The sequence below is a fragment of the Pseudomonas syringae group sp. J248-6 genome (assembly GCF_032586995.1).
GTDB lineage: Bacteria > Pseudomonadota > Gammaproteobacteria > Pseudomonadales > Pseudomonadaceae > Aquipseudomonas > Aquipseudomonas amygdali.
This window is the reverse complement of sequence record NZ_JAWHOP010000001.1, coordinates 299,038-317,964: the sequence shown is the minus strand read 5'-3', so window position 1 is coordinate 317,964 and position 18,927 is coordinate 299,038. Positions and strand designations below refer to the sequence as shown.

Here is an 18,927-nt window from a genome sequence, read left to right as displayed (position 1 = left end):
GCAGTTCTGGGCGCTCTGCGTCCGGTCTTGAGGTTACGGCGCGGCGCAGATTTGTGACGCGGAGCGTCACGACAGGAATTCCTACGCCGAGCGCGCGGAACGATCATCGTAACTATCGTGCGTCGCTCTGCGTCGCATGCCGTTCTGGACGCTCCGCGTCCGATGTTGAGTGCTTGGAACGGCATGGATGATGACGTGTGCTCAACGCTGTGACGGTCAAAGCTCAAGCTTGTAGCCCACGCCGTAAAGCGACTGGATCGGGTCCTGACCAGGACAGGCCTGCTCCAGTTTGCGACGCAGGTTGCGGATGTGGCTGTCCACTGTGCGGTCGGTCACTACGCGATGATCCGAGTAGAGCCTGTCGAGCAGGTGGTCGCGGGAAAAGACCCGACCCGGCGAGCGGGCGAAAGTGGCCAGCAGGCGCAGTTCAACCGGGGTCAGGTCCAGGCTGACACCATTGAACGAGGCCTGATACTGCGCTTCGTCCACCTGCAAACCCTTGGGCGTGTGCGGGTCGGTTGAGGAAGTGCGACGCAGTATTGCCTTGACGCGGGCTACCATCTCACGCGGGCTGAACGGTTTGCAGATGTAGTCATCCGCACCGAGGTCCAGGCCCAGCAAACGATCGATTTCCTCGACCCGCGCGGTGATCATGACAATGGGCACGGCGCTGAAACTGCGCAGCTCCCTGCAGATGTCCATGCCATCGCGACCGGGCAGCATGATATCCAGCAGGATCAGTTGCGGCGGCTGGGCTCTGACTGCTGGCACTACCTCCAGACCGTTGCTCAGGCAATGGGTCGAATAACCGGCAGCGATCAGGTAGTCGCGCATCAGCGATGCCAGTTTGGGTTCGTCTTCGACAATGAGAATCGGCGTTTCGGTGGTCATGGAGGTCATGGTCGCAGCCGTCCAGGCAGGCACAGGGTCAGCCAGAGGCCGCCTGTAGGCGAGTGGTCGGCGCTCAGGGTGCCGCCGTGGGCGAGGGCGATGCTGTGACAGATCGCCAGCCCCAGACCCGCACCACCGCTGGCGCGGTTACGGGATGTTTCACCGCGATAGAATCGTTCGAACAGCCTGGGCAATTGTGCGGGATCGACGCCGGGGCCGGAATCCATGACTTCGATACGTACTTCATCATCGCGCATGGCTGCGCGAACCTGCACCGTGCCACCGGCATCGGTGTAGCGCACCGAGTTTTCCAGCAGGTTGCTGATCAACTGTTGCAGGCGGCCTGGGTCTGCGTGTACCGACAAGGGTTGAGTCGCAAGTTCCAGCTGCAAACTCAATTGACGCGCTGCGCAACGCTCTTCGAACATGTCAGTGATATTCGTCAGCAGCTCCGCCAGATCACAGTCGACCTTGCGGTAGGTCAGGGCGCCCATATCCGCCAGGGACAGCTCATACAGATCATCCACCAGCTTGCTGAGCATGCCGACTTCGCCCTGCAGGGACTTCATCGACGCCTGATCCAGTGTGCGCACGCCATCCTCGATGGCTTCCAGTTCGCCACGCAGTACCGACAGCGGGGTGCGCAGCTCATGGGAGACATCGGCCATGAATTCGCGGCGCATCTTCTCATTGCGCTCCAGGGTGTACGCCAGCTGATTGAAGTCGCGCGCCAGTTGACCGACCTCGTCATTGGAGGAAACCGCCACTCGGCTGCTGTATTCCCCGGCGGCGAGCCGATGGGTTGCTGCGGCCACACGTTTGACCGGGTCGAGCAGCGTGCGGGCAATCCACCAGGCAATCAGCACGGCCAGCAGCAGCGACAGCACACCCATCGCCAGGCTGGCGCGCAGCTGGTACTGCTGAAAGCGCTCGCCACCCGCTTCACTGACGCTCTGAAAAGGTGTGACGGCCAGCCAGCCCACGATTTTGCCGGCGACTTCCACCGGGCGCATGAACTCATCGTCATGCACGCCCGGAAACCCCATTACCAGGTTCTTCTGCGCATCCAGCAGGGCGATTCGAAACACTGCACCAGTCAGATCGGAAGTGGGGGGTGTTGCCAGTCCGGGAATGGCGAAGTCCTGTGCGGGCTCCGGGCGCATCACCTCAAACCAGCGATCCTTGTTGTCACGCATGAACTCCCAACTGCCTTCGCGAGCATAGGCCACTGCCAGACGCGGCAGGACCGGCGACATACGCTGCATGGCCTGCTCGTTGAGATAACCCAGAAAACCACGGGCAAAACTCCAGTTCGCAGTCAGACCCATGATCAGGATCACCGACAGCACGCTGGCCAGCACCGCGACAAACAGTTTGGTGGAGATGCTCGATTTCATGAAGGCTTGGGTTTTCCCTGAAGACGGCGTCCATTTAGGCCTTCGTGACCGCAAGTTTCAAGTCGGCGCAGCAATCTTCAATTTTCCTGCACATTTGCCTCGCACTCTGACATCAGGCTTTCGCCACAACGTCCTGAGGCAAACATGTCGAGCAAGATTTTCGCCAAATACCTGATGACGGTGACCTTTGTCATCTACGCAGCCCTTATCAGTCTTCTAAGCGGTTGTTCAGAGGATGATTCGCCGCCCGCTGCGCCAAAACCGACGGTTTCGGTCATCACTGTGCAGCCGCGCAGCCAGGCGCTGACCACCGAGCTGGCGGGGCGCACTCAAGCGTTCATGGTCGCCGAGATCCGTCCTCAGGTCAGTGGCATCGTTCAGCAGCGGCTGTTCGTCGAGGGGGCTGACGTCAAGGCCGGTCAGCCTTTGTATCAACTCGATAGCGCGACTTACCAGGCTGCGCTGGCACAGGCACAGGCCGCGCTCGCCAAGTCCCGTGCCACGCTCAAATCGGCGCAGGCAACTGCCAAGCGAGATATAGGGCTGGCAAAGATAGATGCCATCAGCCAGCAGGATAAAGAAGACGCCGAAGCCAGTCTGTTGACCGCTGCGGCCGAGGTAAAAGTGGCGGAGGCCGATGTACAGACCGCGCGCATCAACCTGACATATACACGTATTACCGCGCCCATCAGTGGCCGTATCGAGACCTCGACCGTCACACCTGGCGCATTGGTGGTGGCCCAGCAGGACACGGCGCTGACCACGGTTCAGCAACTGGACCCGATTTACGTCGATGTCACGCAGTCCACCACCGAGTTGCTGCGTCTCAAGCGCGACCTGGCCAGCGGAAAGCTGCAAACCAACGGCGATGGGCAAGCCCGAATCACCCTCAAGCTGGATGACGGCAGCACTTATAACCACGACGGCCGCCTGCAATTCAGTGGCGTCAGCGTCAACGAAGGCACTGGTACCGTGACGCTGCGTGCCAGCTTTGCCAATCCAGAGCGGTTGTTGCTGCCCGGCATGTACGTGGTGGCGGTGCTGGAGCAGGCGCAGGATCACAACGCGATTCTGATTCCGCAAAAGGCCGTCACCCGCAGTGCCAGCGGCCAGACCACCGTTTTACTGGTGGTCGACGGCAAGATCGAGCAGCGGGTGATCAGTGTCGACCGCACAGTGGGCAACCAGTGGTGGGTGAGCAGCGGGCTCAAGGCCAATGAGCAGGTGGTGCTCGAGGGCGGGCAGAAAACGCCGGTGGGCACCGAAGTCAGTGTTCAGAACGCCGACAGCCCGAATTCGCCATCGCCGAGCGGCACTGTCGCTGCCACTGACGTGAAGGAGCGCTGAACATGGCTCGTTTCTTCATTGATCGCCCCATCTTCGCCTGGGTCATTGCCATTTGCATCATGTTCGCCGGCGGGTTGTCCATCAGCCAGCTGCCGCTTGAGCAATACCCCAATATCGCGCCGCCAACGGTAAAAATCTCCGCCACCTACACTGGCGCATCGGCCAAGACCGTCGAAGACTCGGTTACCCAGGTGATCGAGCAGCAGATGAAGGGGCTGGACCGGCTGACTTATATGTCCGCCTCCAGCAGCTCTGCGGGCAGTGCGAGCATCAACCTGACCTTCGCCGCAGGCACCGACCCTGATGTGGCGCAGATGCAGGTGCAGAACAAGCTGCAACAGGCTGAATCACGTTTGCCGCAAAGCGTGCAGAGTGAAGGTTTGACGGTGACCAAGGGCAGTTCCGATTTTCTGATGCTGGTTGCCCTGGCATCCGATAACGAAAGTGTCACGGGTACGCAGATAGGTGATTACATTTCCAGCACGCTGCTCGACCAACTCAGCCGTATAGATGGCGTCGGCGACGTGCAGACCCTGGGTTCGGGTTACGCCATGCGTATCTGGCTGGACCCGGCCAGGCTGGAAAAGTACGCACTGATGCCCTCCGACATCAGCTCGGCGCTGGAGGCGCAGAACACCGAAGTTTCGGCAGGACAGTTGGGTGCCTTGCCGGCGGTGGCCGGGCAGCAACTGAATGCGACCATCAGCGCCCGCAGCAAGCTGCAGACGCCTGAGCAGTTCGAGAACGTGGTCGTCAAATCTTCCAGTGACGGCGCTGTCGTGCTCCTGCGCGATGTGGCGCGAGTGGAGCTGGGCAGCGAGAGCTACGACATCAACTCGGCGCTCAATGGCAGGCCAGCGGCGGCAATGGGCATTCAACTGGCGTCAGGCGCAAACGCGCTGAGCGTTGGCGAAGCGATCAAGGCCAAACTCAAGGAACTGGAGCCGTTCTACCCCACGCAGATGCAACTGAAGACAGTGATTGCCTATGACACGACACCGTTCGTGAGTCTGTCGATCAAAGAGGTGGTGAAGTCGCTGGGTGAGGCAATCGTACTGGTGGTGCTGATCATGTTTCTGTTCATGCAGAACCTGCGCGCCACGCTGATTCCGGCGATTACCGTGCCGGTGGTGCTGCTGGGCACGTTCGGCGTGCTGGCGCTGTTCGGCTATTCGATCAACACCCTGACCATGTTCGCCATGGTCCTTGCCATCGGCCTGCTGGTCGACGATGCGATTGTGGTGGTGGAAAACGTCGAGCGGGTGATGGGCGAAGAGCAACTGAGCCCGCTGGAGGCGACCCGCAAATCAATGGATGAAATTACCAGTGCGCTGATCGGCATTGCGCTGGTGCTGAGCGCCGTATTCATCCCGATGGCCTTTTTCAGCGGGTCCACCGGGATCATCTATCGGCAGTTCTCGGTAACCATTGTTTCGGCCATGCTGCTCTCTGTACTGGTTGCAATGACCCTGACGCCAGCGTTGTGCGCAACGATGCTCAAAGCCTCGGATGCTCAGTTGCATGCACAACGGGGCGGCTTTTTCGGCTGGTTCAACCGCACCTTCGACCGCAGCGCCGACCGTTACCAGCGAGGCGTTAGCGGTGTGATCAAACATCGTGGACGGGCTCTGCTGGTGTACGTGCTGGTGCTGGTGGCCATGGCTGTGGGTTATGTCAGCCTGCCCACGTCGTTTTTGCCGGATGAGGACCAGGGTGCGCTGATGGCGCAGATCCAGCTGCCGGTTGGCGCTACTGACAGCCGTACGCAGGCGGTGATGAGGCAGTTCGAGGCTTACATGCTCAAACAGCCGGAAGTCGAGGCGTTGATCAGTATCTCCGGGCTGGGGATGGGCGGTAACAGCCAGAACACTGCCAGGGCGTTCATCAAGCTCAAGGACTGGAGTGAGCGTTCCGGCAAGGGGCAGGGTGCCGCGCAGGTGGCGCAGCGGGCGACTCTGGCGCTGGCAAGCATTGGCGACGCCAGCGTGTTTGTCATGCAGCCGCCTGCGGTACGCGGCCTGGGGCAGAGTTCGGGGTTTGATGTGCAGATCAAGGACCTCGGCGGTGTGGGGCATGAGGCACTGGTGGCGGCCCGCGAGCAGTTTATCGAGCTGGCGAGAAAGGACTCGAGCATGCTGGGCGTGCGCAGCAACGGCCTGGACGACACTCCGCAGTTAAAAGTGACCATCGATGATCGCAAGGCCGGTGCACTGAGCCTGTCTACCAGCGACATCAATTCGACCCTGTCGACTGCGCTGGGCGGCAGCTACATCAATGACTTTCTCAATCAGGGCCGAGTGAAGAAAGTCTACGTGCAGGGCGAGGCTGCTTCGCGCATGCAATCAGCCGATCTGAACCATTGGTTCGTGCGCAACAGCAATGACGAAATGGTCCCGTTCTCTTCATTTGCCCGCAGCAGCTGGAGCTACGGCTCGCCCTTGCTGGAACGCTACAACGGCAATTCGTCGCTTGAAGTGGTGGGTGATCCTGCGCCAGGTGTCAGCTCGGGGACAGCAATGGATGCTGTTGAAGCAATCATCAAGCAGCTTCCCGAAGGCATCGGTTACGAGTGGACCGGACAGTCCTACCAACTGCGTTTGTCCGGCTCTCAGGCGCCCATGCTCTACGCGGTTTCAGTGCTGTTCGTGTTCCTCTGCCTGGCGGCCTTGTATGAAAGCTGGTCAGTACCGTTTTCGGTCATGCTCGTGGTGCCTCTGGGCGTGGTAGGCGCGGTGCTGGCGACGCGGCTCAGCGGTTTGAGCAATGACGTGTACTTTCAGGTCGGGCTGTTGACCACCGTCGGCCTGGCGGCAAAGAACGCGATTCTGATCGTCGAGTTCGCCAAGCACCTTCAGGAACAGGGAAAAAGCCTGCATGAAGCCACCCTCATTGCTGCCCGGCAACGACTGCGTCCGATTCTGATGACTTCGCTGGCGTTCATGTTCGGTGTGCTGCCGCTGGCCCTCAGCACCGGCGCAGGCTCGGCTGGGCGCAATGCAATCGGCACTGGCGTGCTGGGCGGTATGTTCAGCGCCACCGTGCTGGGTATTTTTCTGGTGCCGCTGTTCTTCGTCGAAGTCCGTCGCCGCTTCAGTCGTTCTGCAGGCAATGCTCCGGTTGCCCAATCCACATCTACAGGTGAAGCATGATGCGTCTTTTCTGGCCTTCGCTGGCTGTCACGGCGCTGCTCACAGGCTGCGTCAACCTGGCTCCGGATTATCAACGCCCCGAAGCGCCTGTATCGAACCAATGGCTGGCGGCGACGGCGGGCCAACCTGTTGCGTCAGGCAGCGTGCCCACGGATATCGACTGGCAGAACTTTTTCACCGACAAGCGTTTGGTACGTCTGCAAACCCTGGCGTTGGTGAATAACCGTGATCTGCGCCTGGCCAGCCTGAATGTCGAGAAAGCCCAGGCTCAATACCGTATCGAGCGTGCAGCGAGCCTGCCGACCATTGATGCCAGCGGCAGCGGCACGCATACACGCACATCGTCATCGACCTCGATGACCGGAAAGTCGTCGATCAGCCACGAGTACAGCGCGCAGCTGGGTTTGAGCAGCTATGAGCTGGACGTGTTCGGGCGCATTCAGAACCTTCAGGACGAAGCGCTTGAGGATTACCTGGCCTTGACCGAAACCCGGCGCAGCACGCAGATCAGCCTGATTGCCGAAGTGGCGACCGGCTGGCTCACCTTGGCTGCCGACAACCAGCTTTTGAAACTGGCCGAGGATACGCTGGCCAGCCAGCAGCAAAGCTACGACCTGACCAGAAGCAGTCATGCGCTGGGCGGTTCTTCCGGGCTGGAAGTGGCCCAGGCGCAGACAACGGTCGAATCGGCGAGGGGCGATGTGGCGCAATATAAAAGCCAGATTCTTCAGGACCGCAACGCCCTGCGTCTGCTGGTGGGCAGCGATCTGCCGGAAGAGCTTCTGCCCACTGCCGACGTGGCATCCGTGGCGCAACTGGTGCAGGTGTCGGACGAATTGCCCTCCAGCCTGCTGCAACGTCGTCCGGATGTGCTGAGCGCCGAACACAGCCTCAAAGCAGCGAACATCGACATTGGCGCAGCGCGTGCCGCGTTCTTCCCCAGCATCACCCTGACCGCCAGTGCAGGTTCTGCCAGTTCGAGCCTGTCAGGTCTGTTCAAGTCCGGGACCGGCGCATGGAGCTTTGCGCCGAGCATCAGCGTGCCGATTTTCGATGGCGGGTCCAATCGGGCCACGCTTGACTCGGCCAAGGTCGAAAACCAGATTCAGATCCAGACCTATCAGCAGACGATTCAGACTGCTTTCAAAGAGGTGGCCGATGCGCTGGCGGTGCGCAGCACGCTGGACGAGCGGGTTGCCGCACAACAGGCCTATACCGATGCCAGCCGCAGGAGCTACGAACTGGCCGATGCCCTGTATCGCGGCGGGTCGCAGAGTTATCTGGAGGCACTTGAGTCCCAGCGCTCGCTGTACAGTGCCGAGCAGGAGCTGATTTCCCTTCGCCTCACCGAGCAGAGCAACCGGGTAACGCTCTACAAGGTCATGGGCGGCGGATGGAATCCGGGGTGACTTTTTCTACTAGCCTTTGAATAATTGCCTGGCTTAAACGTTTTACCCTTACCTGCAGTGCGGTCATTTAGGTGCTCGCACTGTGGTTTTGATCCTTCATGAACAGGAGTTCTCATGAAACCCTCCCAGCCGAAGTACGTCCGCGCTCTGTCGCTGCTGGTCACTTCACTCATCATTCAGACGCCAGCCCAGGCTCGTACGCCGTCCTCTGCAACTGCCGACAACATTGCCCGGCTTGCGGTGGTCAAGCCAGTCAGCGCGTGCTCTGCGCTGACTGGCGTGGACCTCAATGATATCGGCGGGCAGGGCAGTCGCGTGCTATCGGCCAGTGAGTCGATGCGCAACGATGTAGCAGTGTGTGCCGTGGAAGGCCGATTGGCACCGCAGATAAACTTCAGGCTTGAACTGCCCACTGGCACCTGGGCACAACGCTACCTGCAAGTCGGCTGCGGTGGGCTGTGTGGCAACATAAACTCGACCGTGCGCGCCGCTGATGGCTGTAAGCCGCTTGATACCGGTGCATTTGCAGTAGCCTCCACCGACATGGGGCATCAGGCGGCAGATAACCATTTTGGCGACGATCCGCAGAAACGCGCCGATTTCGCTCACCGTGGCGTGCACCTCACCGCGCTGGCGTCGAAAAAACTGATTACCGCGTTTTATGGCCGCAAAGCCGAATACGCCTACTTCAGTGGCTGCTCGGACGGCGGCCGCGAGGCCCTGATCGAGGCCCAGCGTTACCCGGACGATTTCGACGGCATCATCGCCGGGGCTCCTGCGCTCAACTTTCAGGTACAGAAAACGCTGTACCACGGCTGGATGGCCCGCTCCAACCGAGGGGCAGACGGCAAGCCGATTCTCCTCGCTTCCCGACTGCCATTGCTGCACAAGGCCGTACTCGCCCAATGTGATGTGCTGGACGGGCAAATCGATGGCCTTGTATCCGACCCACGCATCTGCCACTTCGACCCCGCCGTACTGCAATGCAAGACAGCAGCCGACACTGCCAACTGCCTGAGTGCAGAAGAAGTGGCTGCTGTCAGACGTTTTTACGAGGGGCCGAAAGACCCTGTCAGTGGCGAACATTTGACCTTGGGCGGGCCGCAGCCTGGCTCGGAACTGGCCTGGGCAGGCGTATTCGTACCGGTCAGCGCCGATCAGACCGTCTACAGCGAAACGGCTGCACTGGAGGCCATTCGCAATGTGGTGTTCGAAAAGAACCCGAGCGCGGATTTCGATCTGAACGCACTGAACTTCGACAAGAAAACCTTTGATCAACTACGCCCGCTGCATGCGCTATACGATGCCACCAACCCGGACCTGTCACCATTCGCCAGCCGCGGCGGCAAGCTGATTCTCTGGCACGGCTGGGCCGACCCGAACATCTCGCCGCTCAACACTCTGGCGTACCACGAGGCGGTCGAAGCACAGATGGGCAAGACACGCACCGAGGCGTTCTCACGGCTATATATGTTGCCCGGTGTTTATCACTGCGGCGGCGGGGAAGGGCCAAGTCTGGTTGATCTGCTGACGCCGATCATGGCCTGGGTTGAAAAAAGCCAGGCACCGGATGCCATTGTTGCCCGACAGGCAGGCCCCGAGAAGGCCGGCAACCGGCAGAGACCGCTGCCAAAAGCCCTGCCAGCATCGATGGTTAAGGAAAACGTCGGTAATCGCGGACGTACCCGCAAGGTCTTTCCGTACCCGTTCATGGCCGAGTACGACCACAAGGGCTACTCAAAAAACGCTAACAGCTACCAGCGCGCCCAGCCATTGACCACAGAAAAAACACCGCACTGGATGGGGGCAGGCTTCTTCAAACCGTATGCGCCTCTGGAGCGTCAGGTTGATTAGCCATTACACCTGCGCACAGTGAGCGAATTATTTTCTCCTCGTTCTTGACATGACATGCGAACCAGTACAGAATTGCGTCCATTCCTGAGCGAGGAATTGAAAAAAACCCTTTAGATTCAATGGGTTGGAAGCCAAAGAAATACCGGTTTCCCGCGAAATGAAAATACGTTTGATGTTTAAGTGAAGCATCTTTCGTTTGAGGCCGAGTAGCAAAATGGTTATGCAGCGGATTGCAAATCCGCCTACGCCGGTTCGATTCCGACCTCGGCCTCCACTATTCAAAGCCCCGCAGATTAACGTCTGCGGGGTTTTTTATTGGGCGCGATGAAAGTGATGGGGTCCGAAAACCGAGCTCAGCCGCTATTTAAAGCGGCTTGCGTTGATATAGCCGTATTGGTTTTGCTGATAAATCGTGTAAGGCAGGAGCAGTGTATCTACGATGCCTGATAAGCCCATGTCCAGTAAAACCCACTCGGGAGCATTGGTCTTCTGATAAGCGCTACTCTGTTTGGGCTCTGCGTTCAGTTCACAGAAATCGAGCATAACTCCGCTGTAAACGCGCGGAATGGAGGAGCAATTTGATTTCCAGTCAGTGAGCTTTTCACCTGCGACGGAATCGGGCCTGAACGTTGTGTTGATTGTTCCGCATCCCGTCAAAGCAAGCGTGAGCAATAGCAGGCACTGAATTTTCAGATGAGGCACACATGACTCTTTTTGCGTTACGAAACCTGGCTTCATGACTACGTTCCTTGTGTTTTCAATGCAATTGGGACGGCAGAGCGAGCGCGCGAGGCACATGCCCGTGGTGTTGCATGATCGCCGTGGGTGTTCAATGGATGGTTGTTTCGCCGGGAATTGATCTGTCACATGCAGCACGATTATTGCTTGCCATGCCCAACCAGCCTGTCAGGCATAACCGAGGTAAACCCGATGAGCAAACCCCTTGTCCGATGGCCGATCAACCCGCGCAGAACGGCGGTCATCGTCGTAGACATGCAAAAAGTCTTTTGTGAGCCCACTGGAGCGCTGTACGTAAAAAGTACGGCGGATATCGTCCAGCCGATCCAGAAGCTGCTGCAGGCCGCGCGAGCTGCTCAGGTGACGGTGGTTTATCTGCGCCATATCGTGCGCGGCGATGGTTCGGACACCGGGCGCATGCGCGATTTGTACCCGAATGTGGATCAGATACTGGCCCGGCATGATCCGGACGTTGAGGTGATCGAAGCACTCGCGCCTCAGTCAGGTGATGTGATTGTCGACAAGCTGTTCTACAGCGGCTTTCACAACACGGACCTGGACACGGTGCTGCGTGCGCGGGATGTCGATACGATCATCGTCTGCGGTACTGTCGCCAACGTGTGTTGTGAAACCACGATCAGGGACGGCGTGCACCGGGAATACAAGGTTATCGCCCTGAGTGACGCCAATGCTGCGATGGACTACCCGGATGTCGGTTTTGGTGCAGTTTCAGCCGCAGACGTTCAGCGTATATCGCTGACGACTATTGCCTATGAGTTCGGAGAGGTCGCCACGACCGCCGAGGTCATCCGGCGTATAGAAAGTGCGTAGCCGCACGGCAGATAAATGTGCGCAGTTCTGGGCCGTTTTTCATCTGTGCGCATTCAAACCATGCGTTCCGTTTCAGACCGTTTGATCTGGCTTGAACGGTCGATACGGCTAACTGTTTGTATGAATTGTGAATTCTTGCAGTGGCATGCTTTCTGCTCTCGTCTCGCTGACCTTCACCCTTGCCGGTGAAACTTTCCCGCACCGTGTCAGCGAGAGGAAGCAGCCGTATGACTCTGCACTATGTGCCCATTATCAACCTGGCCCCTTATTTTTCAGGAGAACCGGACGGCAAGGCAGCCGTGGCGCAGGCAGTCAATCAAGCGTGCAAGGATATTGGGTTTCTGGTAATCACCGAGCACCAGATTCCCAAAGAACTTATCGATAGGGTATCCGGTTTGACCCGCCAGTTCTTTGATTTGCCGCTGGCGGAAAAACGCAAGGTCGATCGTCCCAGCCCGGAGATGGTGCGTGGTTACAGTGCGATAGCCGAGGAGAGCCTGTCGTATTCTCTGGAAGAAAGTGCGCCGGGGGATCTGAAGGAATCCTTCTCCATCGGGCCGAGCAACGTGCCGAACGAAGATTATTACCACAACGCTGAAGCAGGCTCGCACTTCGCGCCGAATGTCTGGCCTGCCGAGGCATTGCTGCCTGGGTTCAAAGAGGCTTATCAAGCTTATTTCGAGGCGATGAGTGAACTGGCGCAATCGTTGATGCGCCTGTTTGCCCTCGCATTGGAACTGGATGAGTGCTTTTTTGATGACAGAATCGACCGGCATATCAGCATGTTCCGCAGCCTGAGTTACCCGGACATCAAGACCGAAGTCGAGGCCGGCCAGCTGCGCGCCAGCGCGCATACCGACTACGGCAGCCTGACCATTGTGCGCCCCGACAATGCGCTGGGTGGCTTGCAGGTACGTAATCAGCAAGGCGAATGGGTCGATGTGCCCTATGTCGAGAACGGTTTTGTGGTCAACATCGGCGACCTGATGATGCAGTGGACCAACGATCAGTGGATTTCCACCCTGCACCGCGTGGTCAACCCGCCCATTAGCAGTGAGCAGGACAACCGTCGGCAGTCACTGGTGTTCTTCCATCAACCCAACTATGACACCTTGATCGAGTGCCTGCCCGGTTGCCTGCCGCCTGGCACCGCGCCACGGCACGCGCCGGTCACCTCGGGCGATCACTTGCTGGCCAAGTTCGTCAAACAGACGACCTTCGGCGGCAGCAAGGTGGCCTGACATGAGCACACTTTCATACGTCAACGTGTTCGCGCAGGACATCATCGGTTTAAGCGGTTTTTACTCAAAGCTGTTCGGCTTCAGTGAAATCGAGGCGATCAGATCGCCGATTTTTCGTGGGCTGGACACAGGCAAATCCTGCATCGGTTTCAATGCACTCGATGCCTACGAATTGTTGGGGCTGGATGAGTTTACTGGTAGCACCGGTTGCCGGTTTCTGCTCAACATTGATGTCGATGAGCAATCCGAGGTGGACAGGTTGGTGCCTCAGGCAGTGGCGCTGGGTGCGCGATTGATCAAGGCGCCGTATCTGACGTATTACCATTGGTATCAGTCGGTTTTGCTGGACCCCGAGGGGAATATATTTCGGATTAACTTCATGCTTTAAGTGCTGCGGGCACGTACAACAACGGTGGCGGGTTGGGCAGTTCACCAGCCCTCACGTTTCAGGTTTTCACAGAAAAATCTACTGGCTGTACTGCTAGCTATCCGGCCCATGGAAGCAGGTCTTCAATTGTGCAACAGGCAAGGCATGCCTGATTCAAGAATTGGGGATATGGAAATGAGCGAATCTGATAGTAAGCAACCCAGACACGGCAGGGTTATCGAGCCTGCATCGCGGGGCTCGTATGCCATGGATCAGGGGATGGTACTGGAGTGGCATCTGCACGGAATAGAAAGCGGCAAAAACTTCCCTGATAAATTAGAAGGCCCTGCACACGATTTTCCTCGCACAGACGAGTATCCAGATGGCGATGTTGATAGTGCTGTCCCGCCAGTAGATGGACTGATAATGAGTGCAGGCTGGATTGATGAGCGCGACTGTTTGAATTACACCGATACCGAACTCACTGATGCACTGAAAAAGAAGGGCATCCTTAACACTGAAGGCTGGCCTCGCCTGAGCGTGAAAAGTGGGAGTACGTTTGACGTAACCTGGAGGTATGAAGCGACTCATGTGACGCGTGGTTATCGTTGGTTCATTACCAAGGATGGATGGGACGAGAGCACCCGATTGACTCGCAACCACTTTCAAGAGAAACCTTTTGACGAAAAAATTTCCCTTCTTCAGCCTTTTGACAAACACCGCGGTGAGCTTGAGCCGGCAGTAATAGATTCGGCAGTGTTGCCAGAGGGCAAAAAGGGTCACCATTGCATTCTTCTGCTCTGGATTGTTGCAGAGTCGCCCATGGCGTTTTATCAAGCATTTGATGTCGATTTTGGTGAGTAAATCGGCATTCTGCAAGGTCTGCGGTTTAACCGCCGAGTGCTTCCAGGCTCGGCTTCCGTCTTGCATTTTGGGTGTTCAGGTTACTGGAGTGCAGCGACAGACGTGAAGACTGCGGAGCAAGCCCCGGCGACCCCATTCGCCGGTATCGCTCAGGCATGTTCTCCAAATGACTCGCTCATCCTCCAGTTTGCAGCGATACATGAGACGGTCGCCATCGTCCCGTCGATAGACTATCTCAGGTGGATTTTGCTGAACCGTCTTCATGGTTTTGGTTTTAAGACCCATTTCAATTGAAAGAGTAGCCTTGCATATTTCCGAGGGCGAGAAGTCAGCGCCTTGGGCTTTGGCAACATGAAGAGGCTTAAACTGACTCACGCTTTTTATGTGGAGTTTCAAGTGTGAGCAGGCTTTTAGAACGATTGCTTGCCCTTGTTTTGTTTGTGCCTCTGATGTTTGCCGGTGCGTGGCTTGGGTTTGAGATACCTGGAATAGATCACGGCACACGGACAGTATTTTTCGTCGGCTGGATGATCGCGATGGCATTTGTTATCGATCGAATCTGCACAAGAGTATTCAGAGAAAAATAGACATTAGAGCCGGGATCTACATGACCGCGCCTGGTATCTGCTATTGCCTCGAAATCTCGCTGAACGGAACCACGGTGGCGTTGACCTTTTTTGGTGTACCTGACGTACGTGGAGTGACCCCTAATCGCGGTGAGGGCGTGCAGTGCTTGAGTGCTTCAGATTTGGGGAGTCGTGTTCGTCGGCAGGACGCCGGAGAAGGAGTTTTTTTGGAATTGCGGACCACGACTGTTTTTGCGGACCAAAACAAAAGGGCCTACTGAGCAAAATGCCCCGTAAGCCCTTGATCTATATGTGGTGCCCCGAGCCGGGGTCGAACCGGCACGTCCAAAGGACGAGGGATTTTAAGTCCCTTGCGTCTACCAATTTCGCCATCGGGGCGGTAGCGCCAAGAGCAGGGAATATATACACCCGGCCCCCATGAAGCAAGCTTGAAAGCGTCACAAATGACTCGGAATGCCGCTTTTTTGCCTGCCGGAAATGCTTGGTAAATCATGAGGCTACGAAATTTTATTGGAGCAAAGGCTGACGTGCCGCGTTCAGACGGCTCAGGCTTTGCTCTCTTTTACCACCGCATCGCTCACTACAGCCTCGACCTTGTCAGCCAGTAATCGCAGGTAGCTCGCCAGTGCGGCTTCCTCCAGGCGCAGGCCTTTGCGTTGTCGGGAGCGGGGGAGTTTGGCCAGGTTGCCGAGCAGGAAGCCTTCCAGTACTGCGGGGTGGATGTAGCATTTTCGGCAGATGGCAGGGGTGTTTCCCAGTTGTTTCGAGACCGCCTTGACCATATCGACGATGTGCCGCTTGGCGTCGGCCTCCGGCTCCCAATGCAGTTTCTGCAACGTCGCGAGCGCCAGCGCACTCGCTGCCCAGGTCCGGTAATCCTTGGCGGTGAAATCCGAGCCGGTAAGGCTTTGCAGGTAGGCGTTGATATCGGATGACGTCACCGCATGGCGCACGCCATCTTCGTCCAGGTACTGAAAGAGGTTTTGTCCCGGCAATTCCATGCAACGCTTGATCACATTGGCCAAGCGCCGGTCTTTGACGCTGACCTTGTGTTCAACGCCGCTTTTACCCCGGAACTCAAAGAGGATCTGGCCGCCCTTTACCTCGACATGCTTGTTGCGCAGCGTGGTCAGGCCGTATGAGCGGTTTTCCTTGGCGTACTGGCTGTTGCCGATGCGGATCAGCGTCGCATCCAGCAATGAAATGACCGTCGCCATGACTTTTTCCCGGCCCATGCCCGGCTGCGCGAGTTGTGCTTCGATCTGTTTGCGCACCTTGGGCAGCGCATGACCGAACTCTATCAGGCGCGAGTATTTGTCCTGGTCGCGTATCTCGCGCCAGCGCGGGTGGTAGCGGTATTGTTTGCGGCCGCGTGCGTCACGTCCGGTAGCCTGCAGGTGGCCCATCGGGTCGGCACAGATCCACACATCGGTGTAGGCGGGCGGGACCGCCAGCGCGTTGATGCGCTTGATCTCCGACTCGTCCTTGATGCGCTCACCTTCAATGTTGAAGTAGGCGAATTTGCCGCGCAGTACCTTGCGCGTAAGGCCCGGCTGAGTGTCGTCTACATAATGCAGGTCACTGGCGGGCTGGCTGATGGCAGTCGAGTCAGGCATGGCTAATTTCCAAAGGCAGTTAAAAACACTGACCTCGGTCTTTTACCGTGGTGCCGTTTATTTGCTGACTGACCGGTTTTTCAGGGCATCAGGCCAGTACGGCAACCGCCTTGATCTGCGCCCAGAGCGACTGGCCTCTGTGCAGGTTCAACTGGTCACTGGAGTAGCGCGTGATGCGCGCGAGCAAAGGCGTGCCCCCGGCGTTCAGTTTCACCAGCACATGTGCCGAGTTGTCAGCCAGCGCTTCCTCCACCACCGTGACCGGCAAGCGGTTGAGAATGCTGCTTTGATCGTCGGGTTGCAGGTTCAGGCTGACATCCCGGGCCTGAACCTTGACGCGCAGAAGGGTGCCGATCTGCATTTCGGCGTGTGCGACGCGCATGCACAATGTGCTGTCGGGCAGCGTCACACTCAGTAACTGGTAATGACGATCATAGGCACTGACCGTGCCTTCAATGACCACGCCCGCATCGCCGCCCATGGCCAGTGGCAGGTCCAGCCGCGCCAGTGTTTCGCGAATCGGGCCGCTGGCCAGTACGTTGCCGGCTTCAAGCAGCACCAGATGATCTGCCAGGCGTGCAACCTCATCCTGAGCGTGGCTGACATACAGCATGGGGATGTCCAGCTCCCTATGCAGGCGTTCGAGGTACGGCAGGATTTCACTTTTGCGCCTGGAGTCCAGTGCCGCCAGAGGTTCGTCGAGCAGCATCAGGCGCGGGCTGGTCAACAGTGCGCGCGCAATGCCCACGCGCTGACGCTCCCCACCGGACAGCTTGTCAGGGCTGCGCTCCAGCAGATGGTCGATACCGAGCAGTTCAGCGGCCTGCGGCAATTGAATGTTGCGCTGCTGACGCGGGATGCGTTTCAGGCCGAATTCCAGATTGGCCCGCACGGACAGGTGCGGGAACAGGCTGGCTTCCTGAAATACATAGCCGATCGCCCGTTTGTGCGGAGCGAGGAAAACGCCTTTTTCAGTGTCTTGCCAGACTTCATCATGAACACGAATGAAGCCCTGGCCAGCTTTTTCCAGCCCGGCAATGCAGCGCAGGCATGTGGTCTTGCCCGAGCCTGAAGGCCCGAACAGTGCTGTGATGCCCGACCCCGGCAGGGTCAGGTCGGTACGCACGGTGAAATCCGGGTAGGTCATGTGCAGGCGGACTTCTATCGGTGAGGCCATGACTCAGCTCCATCCTGCTTTGGATTTACCGCTGGAATACAGTGCCAACAGCACCAGAAAGGAGAACACCAGCATCGCTCCGGCCAGCCAGTGTGCTTGCAGGTACTCCATGGACTCGACGTGATCGAAAATCTGCACCGACACCACGCGGGTTTTCTCGGGAATGTTGCCGCCAATCATCAGCACCACGCCGAACTCGCCGACCGTGTGCGCGAACCCCAGAATCGCCCCAGTGATAAAGCCGGGTTTTGCCAGCGGCAGAATCACGTGGAAGAACGTGTCCCATGGACCCGCTCTCAAGGTGGCTGCCACCTCCAGCGGACGGGTGCCAATGGCTGCAAATGCGTTCTGCAGCGGCTGGACGACGAAAGGCATCGAGTACAGGACCGAGCCGATCACCAGTCCGGCAAAGCTGAAAGTCAGTGTGCCCAGTCCCAGGCTTTGGGTAAGCTGGCCCACAGCTCCGTTGGGGCCAAGCAACAGCAACAGATAAAAGCCGATGACTGTCGGCGGCAAAACCAGGGGCAGGGCGACGACCGCGCCAATCGGCCCCTTGAGCCATGAATCAGTGCGCGCCAGCCACAGCGCGATGGGCGTGCCGATGATCAACAGGATGATGGTGGTCAATGACGCCAGCTTCAGTGTCAGCCAGATCGCCGCGATGTCGGCACTTCCCAGTGGCATTTACAGCTGGTATCCGAAGGACTTGATGATGGCGGCGGCTTTCGGGCCTTTCAGGTACTCGACCAGCGCCTTGGCAGCGGCGTTGTCCTTGCCCTTGTTGAGGATGACGGCATCTTGCTTGATCGGGTCATGCAGGGCGTCCGGCACGATCCAGGCCGACCCGCTGGTCAGTTTGCCGTCCTTGTAGATCTGCGACAGGGCCACAAAGCCAAGTTCCGCATTGCCGGTGGAAACGAACTGGTAAGCCTGGGTAATGCTCTGGCCTTCGACAATTTTGGCTTTGGTTGCGTCGGTCAGGCCCAGTTTGCTCAGCACTTGTGTCGCTGCCAGACCATAAGGGGCAGCCTTGGGGTTGGCGATGGACAAGTGTTGATACTGATTGGTCTTGAGCACTTCGCCCTTACTGTCCACATAACCGTCCTTGGCAGACCACAGCGCCAAAGTGCCCACCGCATAAGTGAAACGCGAGCCCTTGACGGTGTCGCCTTCCTGCTCAAGCTTTGCCGGGGTGGTGTCATCGGCCGACAGGAACACCTCGAAAGGGGCACCATTCTTGATCTGTGTGTAGAACTGACCGGTAGCGCCAAACGCGGCAACAAGCTTGTGGCCGGTGTCCTTCTCGAAGTCAGTGGCAATCGCCTGGATGGGCGCTGTGAAGTTGGCCGCGACGGCGACCTGCACCTCGTCGGCAAACGCGTTGGCTGTAGCTGATACGGCGAAGGCCAGGGCAGAGAACTTGAGAATGGCGCGCAGCGTGGTCGTTCGCATGGAACAG

At 58.1% G+C, this 18,927-nt stretch carries 16 protein-coding genes and 2 tRNA genes; 10 read left to right on the top strand and 8 right to left on the bottom strand.

Translation table 11 applies throughout. The features are described from left to right. Positions 1 to 216: 216 nt before the first annotated feature. Both RYC17_RS00940 and baeS read right to left on the bottom strand, forming a co-directional pair. On the bottom strand, positions 217 to 891 hold the full coding sequence (locus RYC17_RS00940; RefSeq protein WP_044299798.1) for a response regulator: 675 nt from the start codon (positions 889 to 891) through the stop codon (positions 217 to 219). Between the two features lie 5 nt (positions 892 to 896). Further along, complete coding sequence (gene baeS, locus RYC17_RS00935; protein ID WP_316888766.1) at positions 897 to 2,288, bottom strand: sensor histidine kinase efflux regulator BaeS; 1,392 nt, start codon at positions 2,286 to 2,288, stop codon at positions 897 to 899. A 144-nt stretch (positions 2,289 to 2,432) separates the two neighbouring features. Between baeS and RYC17_RS00930 the strand changes: the two genes are divergently transcribed. The 5 genes from RYC17_RS00930 to RYC17_RS00910 all read left to right on the top strand — a co-directional run bounded on the left by RYC17_RS00930 (position 2,433) and on the right by RYC17_RS00910 (position 10,321). Then, positions 2,433 to 3,635, top strand: coding sequence for an efflux RND transporter periplasmic adaptor subunit (locus RYC17_RS00930; protein WP_316902226.1), 1,203 nt, complete (start codon positions 2,433 to 2,435; stop codon positions 3,633 to 3,635). A gap of 2 nt (positions 3,636 to 3,637) precedes the next feature. After that, positions 3,638 to 6,784, top strand: coding sequence for an efflux RND transporter permease subunit (locus tag RYC17_RS00925; RefSeq protein ID WP_058409466.1), 3,147 nt, complete (start codon positions 3,638 to 3,640; stop codon positions 6,782 to 6,784). Then, positions 6,784 to 8,193: an efflux transporter outer membrane subunit gene (locus RYC17_RS00920; protein WP_122259974.1), complete on the top strand. Its 1,410-nt coding sequence runs from the start codon at positions 6,784 to 6,786 to the stop codon at positions 8,191 to 8,193. The genes RYC17_RS00925 and RYC17_RS00920 overlap by 1 nt, the downstream gene beginning before the upstream one ends. Before the next feature lie 114 nt (positions 8,194 to 8,307). After that, positions 8,308 to 10,047 (top strand): tannase/feruloyl esterase family alpha/beta hydrolase, encoded by a 1,740-nt coding sequence (locus RYC17_RS00915; RefSeq protein WP_058409468.1) that lies wholly within the window; start codon positions 8,308 to 8,310, stop codon positions 10,045 to 10,047. A 200-nt stretch (positions 10,048 to 10,247) separates the two neighbouring features. Then, a tRNA-Cys gene (locus RYC17_RS00910) sits at positions 10,248 to 10,321 on the top strand. 86 nt (positions 10,322 to 10,407) lie between these two features. Here RYC17_RS00910 and RYC17_RS00905 read toward each other — a convergent pair. Next, entirely contained in the window at positions 10,408 to 10,785 is a 378-nt protein-coding gene (locus tag RYC17_RS00905; RefSeq protein ID WP_004665266.1) for a YceK/YidQ family lipoprotein, read from the bottom strand. A gap of 192 nt (positions 10,786 to 10,977) precedes the next feature. On the opposite strand from RYC17_RS00905, the gene RYC17_RS00900 reads away from it, so the two are divergent. The 5 genes from RYC17_RS00900 (at position 10,978) to RYC17_RS00880 (ending at position 14,675) form a co-directional block, all read left to right on the top strand. After that, a complete protein-coding gene (locus RYC17_RS00900) occupies positions 10,978 to 11,616 on the top strand; it encodes an isochorismatase family cysteine hydrolase (protein ID WP_058402839.1) in 639 nt (212 codons plus the stop codon). Between the two features lie 227 nt (positions 11,617 to 11,843). After that, positions 11,844 to 12,857: an isopenicillin N synthase family dioxygenase gene (locus tag RYC17_RS00895; protein WP_219169084.1), complete on the top strand. Its 1,014-nt coding sequence runs from the start codon at positions 11,844 to 11,846 to the stop codon at positions 12,855 to 12,857. 1 nt (position 12,858) lies between these two features. Continuing rightward, positions 12,859 to 13,245, top strand: a complete 387-nt coding sequence (locus tag RYC17_RS00890) for a VOC family protein (protein WP_230016277.1) — start codon at positions 12,859 to 12,861, stop codon at positions 13,243 to 13,245. A 168-nt stretch (positions 13,246 to 13,413) separates the two neighbouring features. Then, positions 13,414 to 14,088: a lytic polysaccharide monooxygenase auxiliary activity family 9 protein gene (locus tag RYC17_RS00885; RefSeq protein WP_316902220.1), complete on the top strand. Its 675-nt coding sequence runs from the start codon at positions 13,414 to 13,416 to the stop codon at positions 14,086 to 14,088. Between the two features lie 398 nt (positions 14,089 to 14,486). Beyond that, a complete protein-coding gene (locus RYC17_RS00880; RefSeq protein WP_316902218.1) occupies positions 14,487 to 14,675 on the top strand; it encodes a hypothetical protein in 189 nt (62 codons plus the stop codon). A 292-nt stretch (positions 14,676 to 14,967) separates the two neighbouring features. Here RYC17_RS00880 and RYC17_RS00875 read toward each other — a convergent pair. The 5 genes from RYC17_RS00875 to modA all read right to left on the bottom strand — a co-directional run bounded on the left by RYC17_RS00875 (position 14,968) and on the right by modA (position 18,920). Then, positions 14,968 to 15,053 (bottom strand) — tRNA-Leu (locus RYC17_RS00875). A gap of 167 nt (positions 15,054 to 15,220) precedes the next feature. Continuing rightward, on the bottom strand, positions 15,221 to 16,291 hold the full coding sequence (locus RYC17_RS00870; RefSeq protein WP_316902216.1) for a DNA topoisomerase IB: 1,071 nt from the start codon (positions 16,289 to 16,291) through the stop codon (positions 15,221 to 15,223). A gap of 88 nt (positions 16,292 to 16,379) precedes the next feature. Next, positions 16,380 to 17,468 (bottom strand): molybdenum ABC transporter ATP-binding protein, encoded by a 1,089-nt coding sequence (modC, locus tag RYC17_RS00865; protein ID WP_316902214.1) that lies wholly within the window; start codon positions 17,466 to 17,468, stop codon positions 16,380 to 16,382. Positions 17,469 to 17,471: 3 nt separating this feature from the next. Continuing rightward, a complete protein-coding gene (gene modB / locus RYC17_RS00860; RefSeq protein ID WP_058409474.1) occupies positions 17,472 to 18,152 on the bottom strand; it encodes a molybdate ABC transporter permease subunit in 681 nt (226 codons plus the stop codon). Then, complete coding sequence (modA, locus tag RYC17_RS00855) at positions 18,153 to 18,920, bottom strand: molybdate ABC transporter substrate-binding protein (protein ID WP_058409475.1); 768 nt, start codon at positions 18,918 to 18,920, stop codon at positions 18,153 to 18,155. Positions 18,921 to 18,927 lie beyond the last annotated feature (7 nt).

What these genes read in the sequence shown, in the direction of transcription:
- RYC17_RS00940 (WP_044299798.1), bottom strand. Translation starts at nt 891, where the DNA reads ATGACCACCGAAACGCCGATTCTCATTGTCGAAGACGAACCCAAACTG.
- baeS (WP_316888766.1), bottom strand. Translation starts at nt 2,288, where the DNA reads ATGAAATCGAGCATCTCCACCAAACTGTTTGTCGCGGTGCTGGCCAGC.
- RYC17_RS00930 (WP_316902226.1), top strand. Translation starts at nt 2,433, where the DNA reads ATGTCGAGCAAGATTTTCGCCAAATACCTGATGACGGTGACCTTTGTC.
- RYC17_RS00925 (WP_058409466.1), top strand. Translation starts at nt 3,638, where the DNA reads ATGGCTCGTTTCTTCATTGATCGCCCCATCTTCGCCTGGGTCATTGCC.
- RYC17_RS00920 (WP_122259974.1), top strand. Translation starts at nt 6,784, where the DNA reads ATGCGTCTTTTCTGGCCTTCGCTGGCTGTCACGGCGCTGCTCACAGGC.
- RYC17_RS00915 (WP_058409468.1), top strand. Translation starts at nt 8,308, where the DNA reads ATGAAACCCTCCCAGCCGAAGTACGTCCGCGCTCTGTCGCTGCTGGTC.
- RYC17_RS00905 (WP_004665266.1), bottom strand. Translation starts at nt 10,785, where the DNA reads ATGAAGCCAGGTTTCGTAACGCAAAAAGAGTCATGTGTGCCTCATCTG.
- RYC17_RS00900 (WP_058402839.1), top strand. Translation starts at nt 10,978, where the DNA reads ATGAGCAAACCCCTTGTCCGATGGCCGATCAACCCGCGCAGAACGGCG.
- RYC17_RS00895 (WP_219169084.1), top strand. Translation starts at nt 11,844, where the DNA reads ATGACTCTGCACTATGTGCCCATTATCAACCTGGCCCCTTATTTTTCA.
- RYC17_RS00890 (WP_230016277.1), top strand. Translation starts at nt 12,859, where the DNA reads ATGAGCACACTTTCATACGTCAACGTGTTCGCGCAGGACATCATCGGT.
- RYC17_RS00885 (WP_316902220.1), top strand. Translation starts at nt 13,414, where the DNA reads ATGGAAATGAGCGAATCTGATAGTAAGCAACCCAGACACGGCAGGGTT.
- RYC17_RS00870 (WP_316902216.1), bottom strand. Translation starts at nt 16,291, where the DNA reads ATGCCTGACTCGACTGCCATCAGCCAGCCCGCCAGTGACCTGCATTAT.
- modC (WP_316902214.1), bottom strand. Translation starts at nt 17,468, where the DNA reads ATGGCCTCACCGATAGAAGTCCGCCTGCACATGACCTACCCGGATTTC.
- modB (WP_058409474.1), bottom strand. Translation starts at nt 18,152, where the DNA reads ATGCCACTGGGAAGTGCCGACATCGCGGCGATCTGGCTGACACTGAAG.
- modA (WP_058409475.1), bottom strand. Translation starts at nt 18,920, where the DNA reads ATGCGAACGACCACGCTGCGCGCCATTCTCAAGTTCTCTGCCCTGGCC.